The organism is Comamonas serinivorans, assembly GCF_002158865.1.
Lineage (GTDB): Bacteria > Pseudomonadota > Gammaproteobacteria > Burkholderiales > Burkholderiaceae_C > Comamonas_E > Comamonas_E serinivorans.
Genome location: NZ_CP021455.1, coordinates 4,049,992 through 4,063,633, shown reverse-complemented (window position 1 = coordinate 4,063,633; position 13,642 = coordinate 4,049,992). Strand labels below are relative to the sequence as shown.

Below are 13,642 nucleotides of genomic sequence, written 5' to 3'. Positions count from 1 at the left end.
CGGACTAGACGCTGAACGAGGAGCGAACGCCATTGCGCCCGTGGTGGCGCTGCGCCCATCGAAGGGCGCAGCCAGGGGGCGGGCGTGGGGCGGCGCCACGGCCTGCGCTTGGGTTGAAGCGCTGTCTTGCGGGCGCGTCGCCGCCGCACAAAGGGCTTGTTGCCACCCATGTTCAGCGCCGTTGGCAAGCCGCGGGGTGACCAGGCCTGGCCCTCGGCTGGCCGTCAGGCGGCGGGCAGGGTGCTGACGACCTGGCCCGAGGCCAGCACCGCGGCCGTTTGCTGCGCCTGCTCGCGCAGCCAGTTGGCGAAGGCCACGACCTCGGGCCGGTGTGCGCTGCGCGGCGACACCAGCAGCCAATAGGTGCGCGGCGAGCTCACGCGGTGGCCCGGCAGGGCTTCGACCAGCTCGCCGCTGGCGAGGCTGAGGTCGATCAGCGGCACGCGCGCCAGCGCCACACCCTGGCCCGCCCGCGCGGCCTGCATCATCTGGAACGACAGGTTGAAGGCCAGCCAGCGGCGGGGCTGCACGGCGGGCTCGCCCACCGCGCCGAACCAACGCTGCCAGCCGTAGTAGAAGCGGTAGGCATCGCTGACGTCGATGAGCGTGAAGCGCGCCAGGTCGCTCACGCGGCGAATGGGCGTGCGCTCGGCCAGCCAGGGCGCGAGCACGGGCGTGATCTGTTCGCCAAACAGCACCTCGGCGTGCGCGGGCACGTGCGACGGCGGGCCGTAGCGCAGCGCCACGTCCACCTCCGACACCTCCAGGTCCAGCAGGTGGTCGCTGGCGTCCAGGCGGATGTCCACATCGGGGTGGGCCTGCTGAAAGGCCTCCAGCCGCGGAATCAGCCACATCGAGGCCATGGAGGCAAAGGTGGTCACCGACACGCTTTGCCGGCCCGCGCTGTGGCGGATGCGCTGCACGCTGGCGTCGAGCTGGGGCAGCACGCGGTTCACCGTCATCAGCAGCTCGGCCCCCGCTGCCGTCAGCTCGACCGCCCGCGTGTGGCGCAGGAACAGCGGCACGCCGATGTCGTGCTCCAGCGCCTGGATCTGGCGGCTGACGGCCGATTGCGTCAGCGACAGCTCTTCGCTGGCGATGCGGAAGTTCAGGTGCCGTGCCACGGCCTCGAAGGCGCGCAGGTGGCCCAGGCCCATGGGGCGTGTGCGCAGGACGGTCTTGGGGGCGTTCATGGGCGATGGGGGTTGGCGGCATTGATGCGTGATCGGCATCAATTCAACCGCCATTCGGCGTTGGACGTCAAGCGGCGCGGCGCGCACCATGGCGGGCCTGATTGGTCTTTCAATCCCCCCGTCATGTCACACCTCATTCATTCATGGCCCGCCGATGCGGGCTGGCGTCCGGTGCGGGATGCCTCGGTCTTGCCGTGCGCCCTGCGCGATCCGCAGCCGCCGCTGTGGCGGCGCGTCATGCGCGTTGGGCATGGATGGTGGCGGCTGGCGCGAGCGGCCGTGGGGTGGGCCCCCTCGGTCACACTCGCCGACCATGCCGGACGCGTCCAGTGCGCGGCACCGGCGGCCAGCGATGCGGCACCTTCGATTCATCCGGCTGCCCCGTCCCTGGATGCGGGCGCGCGCCGGCAGCCGGCGCCGGGCCTGGTGAATGCGTCGGGCGCCGCTGCGTCGGGCACCGTCGCGCCGGGCGCCGCTGTGCCGACTCAGCCCGTCATCTGGCAGCCGGCCGCGCGTGGTCTGTTGCACGTGCACGCCGGTTCGGTGTGGATGACGCCGGTCAGCCCAGGCCGCCGCCGCTGCGTTGGCCCAGCCCGCGACGTGACCGCCTGCGCCGGTGAGTCGCTGCTGGTGGAGGGCGGCACGGCTTGGCTGCTGGAGGCCAGCGGCCCCGGGGCACGCGTCAGCTGGCAGGCGGTGACGCCGCTGACCGCCTGACTCCACGTGGGGGCAAGCGGCTGGTCCATGCGGCGGGCACGAGCGGCCCGCGCTAACCAGCGGCGAACCGGAGCCCCTGGCTTTGTCGCGGTCGCCCGTGCCCGCCACGCCGCCGGGCAGGCGGGCCTCCTACACTGTGCGCCGCCACCGCGTTGGTGATCGACTGTTTTGGAGATTGAATGCATTCCCCCCTGAACGACCAGGCCCTGGATCAACTGTTTCGCGAAGCGCGCACCTACTACGCCTTCTCGGGTGAGGTCAGCGACGACACCCTGCGCCAGGTGTTCGACCTGATGAAGCTTGGCCCCACCGGGGCCAACCAATGTCCAGCGCGCTGGCGCTTCGTGCGCACGCCCGAAGCCAAGGCCCAGCTGGTCACGGCCGTGTCGGCCAGCAACGCCCCCAAGGTGATGTCCGCGCCCGTGACGGCCATCGTCGCCTTCGACCTCGACTTCCACGACCACCTGCCGCGCCTGTTCCCGCATGCCAATGCCAAGGCCTGGTTCGAAGGCGATGCGGCGGCCCGCGAACAGTCGGCGCGGCTGAACGCCGCCCTGCAGGCGGCCTATTTCATGCTGGCGGCGCGCGCCGTGGGCCTGGATTGCGGCCCCATGTCCGGCTTTGACCCGGCCAAGACCGACAGCCTGTTCCTGGCCGATCAGCCCCGATGGCGGTCGTTCATGCTCATCAACCTGGGCGTGGGGGATGCGGCCTCGCTGTTCGAGCGCCTGCCACGCTTTGACTTCGACGACATCGCCCGCATCGTTTGACAGAGTATGGGTCCATTGCCGTTTTCAAGACGACGGCAATGGGCGAATACTGCACGATTGAATCCAGCAAGGACCTCTCAGCATGACTGCACCCGACCCCGACCTGAGCCCCACGGCACTGGCACACCTGACGCGCTGCATCGACCTGGCCGAGCAGGCCTTGAACAGCGGCCACCAGCCCTTTGGGTCGCTGCTCGTCGATGGCGATGGCCAGGTGCGTTTCGAGGACCACAACCGCGTGGGAGACGGCGACGCCACACGTCACCCCGAGTTCACCCTGGTCGAATGGGCTGTGCGCCACCTCAGCGCGGCGGAGCGCGCGGCCGCCACGGTCTACACCTCGGGCGAGCATTGCCCCATGTGCGCGGCCGCGCATGCGTGGGTGGGGTTGGGGCGCATCGTCTACGTCACGTCGGCGGCGCAGCTGGGCGGGTGGTTGCGCGACTGGGGCGTGCCGCCCTTGCCGGTGAACTGCCGCCCCATCCACGACATCGCACCCGGCGTGCCGCTCACCGGCCCCGTGCCGCAGTTCGAGGCCCGCATGAAGGCCTTGTACGCGCGCGCCTTCCGCCCGGCGTGAGGACGCCCTCGACAGGCGGATCCCAGGCGCGAGGACGAGGTCGCCCTGAACAGGGTCGATCCGACACGGGTGGGCGTAGGAGATGGGCACGGACCGCGGCATCAAGGCGCCGGCGTGCGCAAGGCATGGCCAGCGCACGGATGGCGCGGTGCAGCCTCAAAGGGACGGGTGTTCAGGGTCCTGACAAGGCATCGAGGAAAAAAAGCTTGGCTGACGGAAGCCCGCTGGCTAGCAAAACCGACCCGATTGCCGGGTCGACCCACGATGAACCAAAGAACCTGATCGCTGCGAGCTGCAGGGCAACGTCGCTGCGATGGGTGAAGTATATACGCAAACGACAATCATTCTCATTCATAAGCCATGCCATCCTCAGGGTTTTGAGGCGCGAGGCCATCGCGCGCAAGCACTTGATCTGCATGGGTTGAACTGCCCGGCCCCGAGGTCTGGGGTAAACCCTTAATCAACTTGACCTCAGTGTGTAACCAAATGAAGGAGTCGGTGCTGCTGCGGACAGGCCTTGTCGACATGCTTCGATTTAAATAGCGCCCGCCCTCGTGGAGCCCAGGAATTCCGTCGTTCAAGTCGTTTTCCAAGTGCCGAATGCACCGTCTAAGTGCTTGAAATTGAAAGAATTCGACACAAGTCCAGGCCACCATGATGCAATGCGCACAATCGTGATTCCGGCCCTGTCGATTTCGGCAGTGCGGGCCACAAAATGCAAAAATAGCGGTTTCGCAAGCGCCACTTCCATCCAGTCCGCTTGTGTTTTCATACAGGAATCCATCAATGAAACGAGACGCCATGCCGGCTGACGCCACCGCCCAGGACATGCAACCCATCAGCCGTGATGTGCTGGCGGAGAAGTACTTCAAGGGCGACGAGGTCGATGCCGACGCGCTGTTTCGCCGTGTCGCGCGCGCGCTCGCTTCGGTCGAAAAGAAAGACCTGCAGGCCAAGTACGAAGCCTTGTTCTTCGACAACCTGCGCGCAGGCGCCATCGGCGCCGGTCGCATCATGAGTGCCGCGGGCACCGACATCCAGGCCACGCTGATCAACTGCTTCGTGCAGCCCGTGGGCGACTGCATCCAGGGCTTCGATGACGAGGGCTACCCCGGCATCTACGAAGCACTGCGCGAAGCCGCCGAAACCATGCGCCGCGGCGGTGGCGTGGGCTACGACTTCTCGCGCATCCGCCCGCGTGGCGCCGATGTGAAGGGCACGGCCTCGCAGGCCTCGGGCCCCTGCAGCTACATGAACGTGTTCGACCAGAGCTGCTCGACCGTCGAGAGCGCCGGCGCCCGCCGTGGCGCGCAGATGGGCGTGCTGCGCATCGATCACCCCGATGTGCTGGAGTTCATCACCGCCAAGCGCACCCCGGGGCGCTGGAACAACTTCAACGTGTCCGTCGGCGTGCCCGACAGCTTCATGCAGGCCGTGGAAGCCAATGCCCAGTGGCAGCTGGTCCACATCGCCAAGCCCGGCAAGGACCTGATCGCCAAGGGCGCCTTCCAGCGCGAAGACGGCAAATGGGTCTACCAGAGCGTGGCTGCGCGCGAGATGTGGGACACCATCATGAAGTCGGCCTACGACTTCGCCGAGCCGGGCATCCTGTTCCTCGACAAGATCGGGACCGACAACAACCTGCACTACTGCGAGACGATTTCGGCCACCAACCCCTGCGGTGAGCAGCCGCTGCCGCCCTATGGCTGCTGCGACCTCGGCCCCATCATCCTCACGCGCTTCGTGCGCAACGCCTTCGGCTTCGGGGGCGTGCCCTCGTTCGACTTCGCCGCCTTCGAAAAGGTCGTGGCGCTGCAGGTGCGTGCACTGGACAACGTGCTGGACGTGACCTTCTGGCCGCTGGAGCAGCAGCGCGCCGAAAGCGCCGCCAAGCGCCGCATCGGTGTGGGCTTCACCGGCCTGGGCAATGCCCTGGCCATGCTGACCCTGCGCTACGACGCCAAGGAAGGTCGCGACATGGCGACCAAGATCGGCGAGGCCATGCGCAACGCGGCCTATCGCGCCTCGGTGGGGCTGGCGCAGGAAAAGGGCGCGTTCCCCAAGTTCAAGGCCGAGGGCTACCTGGCCAAGGGCACGTTCGCCAGCCGCCTGCCGCAGGACATCCAGGACGAGATCCGCAAGCACGGCATCCGCAACAGCCACCTGCTGTCCATCGCGCCCACGGGCACGGTCAGCCTGGCCTTTGCCGACAACGCCTCGAACGGCATCGAGCCGCCGTTCTCGTGGACCTACACGCGCAAAAAGCGTGAGGCCGACGGTTCGCGCAGCGAATACACGGTGGAAGACCACGCCTGGCGCCTGTACAAGTCGCTCGGTGGTGATGTGAACAAGCTGCCGGCGTACTTCGTGTCGGCGCTGGAAATGTCGGCCGCGGACCACGTGGCGATGATGGAGGCCGTCCAGCCCTACATCGACACGTCCATCTCCAAGACCGTGAACGTGCCGGCCGACTACCCCTACGACGACTTCAAGGAGCTGTACGTCAACTCCTGGCGTTCGGGCCTCAAGGGCATGGCCACCTACCGGCCCAACGACATCCTGGGCTCGGTGCTCGAAGTCACGCCCAGCAAGCCTGCCGAGGCGGCCGCCCCCGTACCCACGGTGGTGCAGCCCGTGGACCCCATGCGCGCGGTCATCGAAAGCCGCCCGCGTGGCGCGCTGCAGGCCGTGGCCGACAAGATCGAGTACTGGACGCAGGAAGGCCAGAAGACGCTGTACCTGATCGTCTCCTTCCTGCCCATGCCCAAGTCCGACGGCAAGGGCACGGTCGAGCGGGCCATCGAGTTCTTCATGCCCGTGGGCCAAAGCGGCGAGTCGCAGCAATGGATCACCTCGACCATGCGCATCCTGTCGCTGGCCGCGCGTGGCGGCTTCCTCGAAACTGCGCTGAGCGACATGCGCAAGGTGGCCTGGGATCGCGGTCCTGTTCGCCTGGGCACGGTGGAGCGCGCCGACGGCGCCCACGTGCCGCGCTGGCACGACTCCGAAGTCGCCGCCATCGCGTACGCCATCCAGAACCTGATCGAGCAACGCCAGCAACAATCGCTGTTCGATGCCGATGAATTGCCCGCGCCGCCGGTGGCCGCGGCGCCGCTGACCGATGGTCACGGCGTGATGGCCGGCAAGAAGTGCGGCGAATGCGGCGCCCACGCCGTCATCAAGAAAGACGGCTGCGAGTACTGCACGCAGTGTGGCTTCGTGGGCAGCTGTGGCTGAACCCAGCACCCGCAGGTGAGCCTGCACGGATGACCCCAACAGGCCTTTGCGAGGGCCTGTTGTGTTGTGGGGGCTCGGGTCTGCTTGGTCAGGGGCGGCGCCACCCGGCATCAGCCGATGCCGAGTACGGTGCCGATGCGCTGGCCGCCTCCAACGCGTGGTAGACGTTTCCAGCACGCTGGTGCTCCCGGGTGACCTGACCGATGAAAGCGCTGGCGAGGTGCTGGCGCCGAGATTGCCCGCCAGGAAGACTTGAGCGGGAGCAGGCCCTGCTGCCGCTTGGCCAGACGCGGGGTTCCGCGTCAGACCGGCGCGTCGTCGTCCAGGCTGAACTCGCCGCGCCCCAGGGCGGCGTGGATGGCCTGGGCTTCGGCCAGCTGACTCGCCGGCACGCGCACGCTGGCGCCTCCCAGCGCGATGCTCCACAGCTGGTTGGCCTGCACCAGCTCGGTGTCGCCAGCGGATGCGGCGATGCCGCAAGCCTGCAACAAGCCGCACAGCAAGTGGGCCTCGGTGGGTTCGAGCTGACGCGCGAGCAACACCCAGTCGCCCAGGTCAGGCGTGTCGGCGGCGGGGTCGGGCTCGTCTGGCGCCTGAGCGGCGATCGCCGACTCGGGCAGGCCGCGCGCCTGGAGTTCAGCCAGACCCAGCGCATGGGCCTCGGGCGTCAGCATGCCTTGACTGACGCGCCGCACCAGCTCGTCATCGGAAAGGTCGGCCAATCGCGCGCGGATGTCGGAATGCTGCATGGTGTGACCTGTGGGTGAAGGGACGGAGGCTGGCGTTGTCAGAGGACTGGGTCGCCAGGGTGTGCAGGCAGTATGAGGGCACCGTCGATTCTTTGGAAACGACCACTGCACCATACCCTAGGGAAGGATGGGTGATGCAAGGCGAACAGCAGCACGCGTCGCAGGCGACACGTGCTGCTGGCCGGGTGCTGGCCTTGCACCGGCCTGAGGGGAGGCTGGACGGCGCCACGCCCGCCTGGGCGCGGCCGACACGTCGTGCGGAGGACTTGCGGCAGCTGGTGCCGCTCGCCGAAATCGGGCTGGCCCACGCTCACGCCAAGATGGCCTGAAGGGCCTGAAGGGCCTGGTGCAGGAAGGAGCCGAGCGCCGGGAGCGGCCTGACGTGGACCGCCAGACCCCGCCGCTGAATCACGGCCACAGGCGCGCGCTGGGCGACTGGATGGGATTTCCCTTGTGGCCACATCTGCACCGCGCCCGTTCACCGTGGCACCAGGGCGACGCCCTTGCGCCAGCCCCGCAACGAGGCGGGGCGCACTTCGCGCCTCCTGATCGGCCCCTGCGGCGCGTGTTCAGCCGGATCGTCAACGAAGTGCGCGGCATCGACCGCGTCACCCAGCGCAGGCATCAGACCGCCAGCGACGATCGCATGGGCGTGAAGGGGTTGGACCTTTAGCCCGGGCGTCGCATCTTGAACAGGTTGTCGGGGCGCACGTCGAAGTAGTCGGCCGGGCCGCCGCCGCGCGAGATGGGTTGCGCCGCGGCCGTCTGGTAGATGCCGTCGATCAGCAGGTGCTCGGCGATGTGCACGGCCACCACCTCGCCGAACACGACCCAGGTGGGCAGGTCTTCGTGGGCGGCGTTCTGCAGCTGCAGGATCTGCGTGACCTTGCATTCGAACGACACCGGGCTCTCGGCCACGCGCGGCGCGGCGATGCAGCGCGAGGGCTCCGGCGTCAGGCCTGCCAGGGCGAACTCGTCCACCTCGGGCGGCACCATGGCGCAGCTGGCGTTCATGGCCTCGGCCAGCGGGCGGGTGGCCAGGCTCCAGCCGAACTCGCCCGTGGCCCGTGCGTTGCGCACGCTGTCTTTGTCGCCCAGGCTGGAAAAGCCCACGATGGGGGGCTTGTAGTTGAAGCCGTTGAAGAAGGAGTAGGGCGCCAGGTTCAGCACGCCCTGCGCATCCTGGGTCGAGATCCAGCCGATGGGGCGCGGCGCCACGATGGCGTTGAAGGGGTCGTGCGGCAGGCGGTGGCCGTCCTTGGGTTCGTAAAAGTGGGTGGCGGTCTGGGGCACAGGCGCTCCTGGTTGCGGGTGTCGACCCGCCATTGTGGCGAGGCCGCTGCCGGCCCGCGATCGGCCCGGGGACTGCCTTCGGGTCTTTCGGTCCTCACCACTGCTGCGGTTCCGGCGATGCACAGCGCGGGCCAGCCAGGCGCCGCGCGGTGGACCGGCAGCCGAGCGATGTGGCGTTGCCCACAGGCGCATGGGCGCATTTCAGCGATTGCATCGCAGCCGGCTTGGATTGCTTTTAGGTATGCAGTCAGCGCCGCTTGATGAGAAAAGAAGCCAGGCGGATACCTCTTGACGAGGTGCTGCATGCTGCACGGCAAGGCGCCCTGGGTGCTTCGCGGCACGGTCGGGCGCCACATCGGGATCCACCTGGAGCCGCAGGTGGGGATGGCGTCTCAGGGGCGGCAGGGCGGTTGATCGCGGGGGCACACCAGCGCGGCCAGCGCCCGCACACGCTCGAGGAGTGGGTCCGCAGCGGTTTGGGGGCGGCTGGTGTGGGGTGCAAGCCAAGCCGTGAACGCGAGGGGACAGGATCGGGTTGGCAGTAACCCTGCACAGTCGTTTTCTGAGGAACGGAAGCTGAGGCATACCGATGATGCCAGCCGACGGACGACTCACCGGACCGAGGCTGACGCCCAGGCTGGCCAACGTGCAGGACATGGGCGCGGACCGCTTCGCCTTCTTGGGCCGGGGCCGTGGGCGCACCCGAGGCCATGCCGGCGGCGGAGGTGCTGGGCCGTGGCGTGCGCGGTGAAGTCGCACTTGACCACCTGCGGCTGGTGTCGCTGGGTGGTGCGCTCTGGTCCGATGCGCAGGCCGAAGGGGCCACCTCGCCATCGTGGGCCAGTGGCTGTCGGCCATGGGCGCGGATGCCGCTCAGATCGAGGCCCCCCGCGCTGGTGTGGGCGCGGGCACACGGGCACCCGATCAGCCGCGCGCCGACGGCGCGCCTGCCGGGCAAGGCATGCGCCTCGGGTGAGCTTTTATAATAAGAATCATTTTCATTTACAGGCTGATCGACACCATGACTCAGGGCCTGATGCGGTTGCTGTTGGCGGGCGGGGCGTGGGTGCTGACCACGCCCCGCGAGCCCGGCGTTTGGCGTGGCGGTGTGCTGGGGCCCGTGTTCGGGGCCCTGGGCGTGCTGGCCGTGCGCGCCACTGACCTGGGCATTCGCACGGGGGCACGGCCCGGGCCGCCACCGGCCTGCTGTGGGCCACAGCGCTGTGCAACGCCTGGTGCAGCTCGCGGTGCTGGTGGGTGTGTTCATTGATCAGGCAGTATCCATGCAATTCTGTTTCATCAATAAAGAGGATGGTTTGATACTGGGTGTCTTGTGCCTGGTTCTTTCGTGCTTTTTTGCCTGGCTGGCCTGGCGCCGGCAGCAAGACCCTGCACGCCCCGGCCGCCACGCCCAGGCGGCTCCTTCCCCAACCCAAGGTCGATTGACATGAAAGCTTCGCTGTTGCGTTCCGGCGCCCGCCCCGCGCGCCACCCCATTGCCCTGGCTGTGCTCAGCCTGTGCTGCCTGCCGGCCCTGGCCCAGCAGGCCGGCGCAGCCGGCAGCGGCGGCACCCTGCCGTCGGTGGAGGTGAGCGCCACGCTGGAGGCCAACGAGCTGCCGGGCGTGGCGCCCGGGGGCCAGGCGGCCAAGGGGGCGCGCCTGGGCGTGCTGGGCAACGTGCCCATCGTGGATGCGCCCGTGAGCGTGAACGCCTACACCCGCCAGCTCATCCAGGACACGGTGAGCTACACCCTGGCCGACGTGCTGGAAAGCGACCCCTCGGTGCGCTTCACCACCAACAACGGCCACATGCTGGAGAACTTCACCATCCGCGGCCTCGACGTCTCGGCCATGGACATCGCGACCAACGGCCTGTATGGCATTGCCCCGGCCAACCACGTGCCGGTCGAGATGCTCGAACGCGTCGAGGTGCTGCGCGGCCCCAGCGCGCTGCTGTCGGGCATGGCGCCGGCCGAGGCCGTGGGCGGCACCATCAACCTGGTGACCAAGCGCGCCGGCGCCAAGCCGCTGACCGAGCTGACGACCTCGTTCGCCAGCGATGCGTACGCACAGGTGCATGCCGACGTGAGCCGCCGCTTCGGGGCCGACCAGCGCCTGGGGCTGCGCGTGAACGGCGTCTATGGCGACGGCAAGTCCGGCGCCGAGGACGAAAAGCAGCGCCGCCAGCTGGGCGCCCTGGCCCTGGACTGGCAGGGCGACAAGGCCCGCCTGTGGCTGGACGTGTACAGCAACCGCGACAGCATCCGCAACGGCAGCCCCGGCATGTTCAACTTCGCGCGCAGCCTGGGCTACCTGCTGGCGCCGCCCAAGGGCGATGTGAACATGTTCCGCGACACGCAGGGCATCTACAAGAACACCGGCGCCATGGTGCGGGGCGAGGTCGACTTCAACGACCAGTGGCAGGGCTATGCGGCCGTCGGCGGCTCCGAGGGCCGCGGCGACGGCCTGATGTTCGGCACGCGCACCATCGTCACGGGGGCAGACGGCGCCTCGCAGGGTTTTGTCTACAACGTCAGCACCAAGTCGCGCCGCCTGGCCCTGGACGTGGGCGCCATCGGCAAGTTCAGCACCGGGGCCGTCCAACACCGCCTGCAGGTGGCCTACAACCTGGTGCGCTACAAGGAAGGCACGGCCAACCGTGCCAACACCGGTTACGCGCAGAACATCTACAACCCCGTCACGCCCGTGTTCCCGGCGGCGCCGGCCGAGCCCGCCTACAACGTGGACGACAAGCTGCAGTCCTTCGTCGTGGCCGACACCATGACCGCGTGGGACGAGCGCGCCCACCTCATGCTGGGTGCGCGCCTGCAGAAGGTGCAGCAGCTGGGCGGCTACAGCGCGCAGCGCATCTCGCCGTCGCTGGGGGTGGTGGTCAAACCCTGGGGTGACACCGTGTCGCTGTTCGGCAACTACATGGAAGGCCTGCAGGCCGGCCAGACCGTGGGCGTGGGCTACGCCAACGAGGGCGAAACCTTCAAACCCACGCGCACCAAGCAGCTGGAGGTCGGCGTCAAGCTGCAGCAGGGCGCGCTCACGCACACCCTCAGCGCGTTCCAGATCAAGCGCGCCACCCTGATCGACGTGAACAACACGCTGACCGAAGGCGGCATGCAGCGCCTGCGCGGCCTGGAGTGGAACGTGTTCGGCCAGGTCCTGCCGCAGCTGTCGCTGCTGGGCGGCGTGGCCCACAACCGGGCCAAGCAGCTCAACACCGGGCTGGACTCGTTCGCCGTGCCGGACTGGACGGCCAACCTCGGCCTGCAGTGGTCCACGCCGGTGCCCGGCCTGGCCGTGGGCGGGCGCGTGGTCTACACCGGTGCGCAGTGGTCCGATTCGGGCAACAAGGTGCGCGTGCCGTCGTGGCACCGGTTTGACCTGAACGCCAAGTACGAGACCCGCGTGGGCAGCGTGCCGCTGCGCCTGAACGCAGCCATCGACAACGTGACCAACAAGCGCTACTGGACGGGCGTGTTCTCGGATGGCTTCGTCATGCCGGGCGCACCGCGCACCTTCAAACTGGCCGCCACGGTGTCGTTCTGAGCCCGCTTGCTGCTCCAACACGGCGCAGCCCGGCGCGCCGTGTCCACCCCATCCGGCTGGCGGTGCTGCTGGGCCTGGCGCTGCTCAGCGTGCCGGGCCAGGGCGCCGCGTGGGCGGCGGCTCCGGTGCCAGTGCCCGCGCCTGCGCACAGCGGCGTGCCCACGGGGACATTCACCGCCACGTCGGCGGTGCCGCCTGCGTTTCGCGCCCATGCCGAGCAGGCAGCGGCCGTGCACTACCTCACCCTGGACAGCGCCGTGCTGGGGCAGTCGCGCAGCGTGGCCGTCAGCCTGCCGGCGAGCTACGGCCGCGAGCCTGGCCTGCGCTACCCGGTGCTGGTGCTGCTCGACGGGCCACAGCAGCTGGCGCACACCGAAAGCCTGGTGCGCTTTCTGGCGCGCGGCGAGGTGATCCCCGAGCTTCTCGTCGTCGCCGTCGCGCCCATAGACCGCAGCCGCGAGCTGACGCCGGCGCGCGTGACGGACGCGCCGCGCGGCCCCGGCCCCCAAACCGCGACGCCGGTGGTTGGCCCCCAGGCCACCCATGCGGCCCAGACCGGCGGTGCCGACGACTTCCTCGCGTTCATCGAGCACGAGCTGCTGCCCGCGCTGGACCGCAGCTACCGCACCACGGCCTGGCGCGCCTTGTTCGGCCACCCTACGGCGGGTTGTTCGGTTTGCATGCGCTGACCACGCGGCCCGGCCTGTTCCAGGCCCATGTGCTGGCCAGCCCCTCGCTCTGGTGGGATGAGGGCCAGCCCCTGAAGCGGCTGCAGGCCGCGTGGCCGCAGGTGCTGGCAGTGCCGGGCGAGCGCCTGCTGGTTCTGAGCTCGGGCCGCAACGAACGCGCCATCACCACGTCGGTCGATGCGGTGGCCGACTTCCTGCAGCGCCAGCCGGCCGCGGCCCTGCAGGGGCGTCTGCGTTGGCAGCGTGTGCAGTACGCGCAGGACGACCATGGCACCACGCCCCAGGCCACCTGGGCCGATGGCCTGCGGCTGGCGTTCGACGGCTGGCCGTTCGACATGCCCGAGCGCGTCACGCCAGCTGACTACACGGCCTACCTGGCGCACCGCCACCGGCGCGCGCAGCGCTATGGGGCCGACGTGCCGCCCAGCCTGTTTGAAAGCACGCACTTCGCCCTGGCGCATGCCGAGGCAGGGCTGACGCCGCAAGCGCTGCAACTGGTCTGCGAGCTGGCCCGGCGCCACGCGCCGACACCGTGCGTCCAGGGCGCACTCGGGCGCATCGGCCGGGCCATGGCGCACAGCGCCCAAACCCGCCACGACGCCCAGGCTGCGCGCGATGCCAAGGTCGTGCAACTGCTGGCTGCAGGGCGTGCGTCCGCGAGCAGTGCGGCCGGGCAGGCCACGGCGACCGACCCCGCCGCGCCCGCCGGGGCTTCAACCGAGTCCGACTCGTTCCGGGCCGCGCTGGCGCGATGCCCGTCGCCAGCCCGCACGGCGCCCTCGGCGCACTGAGGTCTGGCGCGGGGTTGCGGCTGCCCGTGCGCCTGAGCCCGCGCCTCCAGCCAGGTGATTC

General features: G+C 69.0%; 12 protein-coding genes. 8 read left to right on the top strand and 4 right to left on the bottom strand.

Annotated features, from left to right (window positions below):
• Positions 1-224 precede the first annotated feature (224 nt).
• The gene (locus CCO03_RS17410) at positions 225-1,193 is read right to left on the bottom strand and encodes a LysR substrate-binding domain-containing protein (RefSeq protein WP_087283143.1); all 969 of its coding nucleotides are present in this window, start codon (positions 1,191-1,193) and stop codon (positions 225-227) included.
• A gap of 123 nt (positions 1,194-1,316) precedes the next feature.
• On the opposite strand from CCO03_RS17410, the gene CCO03_RS17405 reads away from it, so the two are divergent.
• The 3 genes from CCO03_RS17405 (at position 1,317) to CCO03_RS17395 (ending at position 3,260) form a co-directional block, all read left to right on the top strand.
• Positions 1,317-1,910: a DUF2917 domain-containing protein gene (locus tag CCO03_RS17405; RefSeq protein WP_087283141.1), complete on the top strand. Its 594-nt coding sequence runs from the start codon at positions 1,317-1,319 to the stop codon at positions 1,908-1,910.
• 179 nt (positions 1,911-2,089) lie between these two features.
• Entirely contained in the window at positions 2,090-2,680 is a 591-nt protein-coding gene (locus tag CCO03_RS17400; RefSeq protein WP_087283140.1) for a malonic semialdehyde reductase, read from the top strand.
• 82 nt (positions 2,681-2,762) lie between these two features.
• Positions 2,763-3,260 (top strand): nucleoside deaminase, encoded by a 498-nt coding sequence (locus CCO03_RS17395; protein ID WP_087283138.1) that lies wholly within the window; start codon positions 2,763-2,765, stop codon positions 3,258-3,260.
• A 577-nt stretch (positions 3,261-3,837) separates the two neighbouring features.
• Here the strand turns inward: CCO03_RS17395 and CCO03_RS19970 are convergent.
• On the bottom strand, positions 3,838-4,032 hold the full coding sequence (locus CCO03_RS19970; protein ID WP_157667778.1) for a hypothetical protein: 195 nt from the start codon (positions 4,030-4,032) through the stop codon (positions 3,838-3,840).
• A 14-nt stretch (positions 4,033-4,046) separates the two neighbouring features.
• Between CCO03_RS19970 and CCO03_RS17385 the strand changes: the two genes are divergently transcribed.
• A complete protein-coding gene (locus CCO03_RS17385) occupies positions 4,047-6,497 on the top strand; it encodes an adenosylcobalamin-dependent ribonucleoside-diphosphate reductase (protein WP_087283134.1) in 2,451 nt (816 codons plus the stop codon).
• A gap of 302 nt (positions 6,498-6,799) precedes the next feature.
• Here CCO03_RS17385 and CCO03_RS17380 read toward each other — a convergent pair whose 3' ends face one another.
• Positions 6,800-7,246, bottom strand: coding sequence for a hypothetical protein (locus CCO03_RS17380; protein ID WP_087283132.1), 447 nt, complete (start codon positions 7,244-7,246; stop codon positions 6,800-6,802).
• A gap of 134 nt (positions 7,247-7,380) precedes the next feature.
• Here CCO03_RS17380 and CCO03_RS19965 point away from each other — a divergent pair, with 134 nt between their 5' ends.
• Positions 7,381-7,575, top strand: coding sequence for a hypothetical protein (locus tag CCO03_RS19965; protein WP_157667777.1), 195 nt, complete (start codon positions 7,381-7,383; stop codon positions 7,573-7,575).
• A 340-nt stretch (positions 7,576-7,915) separates the two neighbouring features.
• Here the strand turns inward: CCO03_RS19965 and CCO03_RS17370 are convergent, their stop codons facing one another.
• Positions 7,916-8,572: a flavin reductase family protein gene (locus tag CCO03_RS17370; RefSeq protein WP_087283128.1), complete on the bottom strand. Its 657-nt coding sequence runs from the start codon at positions 8,570-8,572 to the stop codon at positions 7,916-7,918.
• A 1,414-nt stretch (positions 8,573-9,986) separates the two neighbouring features.
• On the opposite strand from CCO03_RS17370, the gene CCO03_RS17365 reads away from it, so the two are divergent.
• From CCO03_RS17365 to CCO03_RS17355, 3 genes are all read left to right on the top strand, one after another.
• Positions 9,987-12,101, top strand: coding sequence for a TonB-dependent receptor (locus CCO03_RS17365; RefSeq protein ID WP_087283126.1), 2,115 nt, complete (start codon positions 9,987-9,989; stop codon positions 12,099-12,101).
• A 155-nt stretch (positions 12,102-12,256) separates the two neighbouring features.
• The gene (locus tag CCO03_RS17360; protein WP_157667776.1) at positions 12,257-12,790 is read left to right on the top strand and encodes an alpha/beta hydrolase; all 534 of its coding nucleotides are present in this window, start codon (positions 12,257-12,259) and stop codon (positions 12,788-12,790) included.
• Positions 12,769-13,581: an alpha/beta hydrolase gene (locus tag CCO03_RS17355; protein ID WP_157667775.1), complete on the top strand. Its 813-nt coding sequence runs from the start codon at positions 12,769-12,771 to the stop codon at positions 13,579-13,581. The genes CCO03_RS17360 and CCO03_RS17355 overlap by 22 nt, the downstream gene beginning before the upstream one ends.
• Positions 13,582-13,642 lie beyond the last annotated feature (61 nt).

Coding starts and splice junctions, on each gene's coding strand:
- CCO03_RS17400 (WP_087283140.1), top strand. CDS start 2,090: ATGCATTCCCCCCTGAACGACCAGGCCCTGGATCAACTGTTTCGCGAA.
- CCO03_RS17395 (WP_087283138.1), top strand. CDS start 2,763: ATGACTGCACCCGACCCCGACCTGAGCCCCACGGCACTGGCACACCTG.
- CCO03_RS19970 (WP_157667778.1), bottom strand. CDS start 4,032: ATGAAAACACAAGCGGACTGGATGGAAGTGGCGCTTGCGAAACCGCTA.
- CCO03_RS17365 (WP_087283126.1), top strand. CDS start 9,987: ATGAAAGCTTCGCTGTTGCGTTCCGGCGCCCGCCCCGCGCGCCACCCC.
- CCO03_RS17405 (WP_087283141.1), top strand. CDS start 1,317: ATGTCACACCTCATTCATTCATGGCCCGCCGATGCGGGCTGGCGTCCG.
- CCO03_RS17380 (WP_087283132.1), bottom strand. CDS start 7,246: ATGCAGCATTCCGACATCCGCGCGCGATTGGCCGACCTTTCCGATGAC.
- CCO03_RS19965 (WP_157667777.1), top strand. CDS start 7,381: ATGCAAGGCGAACAGCAGCACGCGTCGCAGGCGACACGTGCTGCTGGC.
- CCO03_RS17370 (WP_087283128.1), bottom strand. CDS start 8,572: ATGGCGGGTCGACACCCGCAACCAGGAGCGCCTGTGCCCCAGACCGCC.
- CCO03_RS17410 (WP_087283143.1), bottom strand. CDS start 1,193: ATGAACGCCCCCAAGACCGTCCTGCGCACACGCCCCATGGGCCTGGGC.
- CCO03_RS17385 (WP_087283134.1), top strand. CDS start 4,047: ATGAAACGAGACGCCATGCCGGCTGACGCCACCGCCCAGGACATGCAA.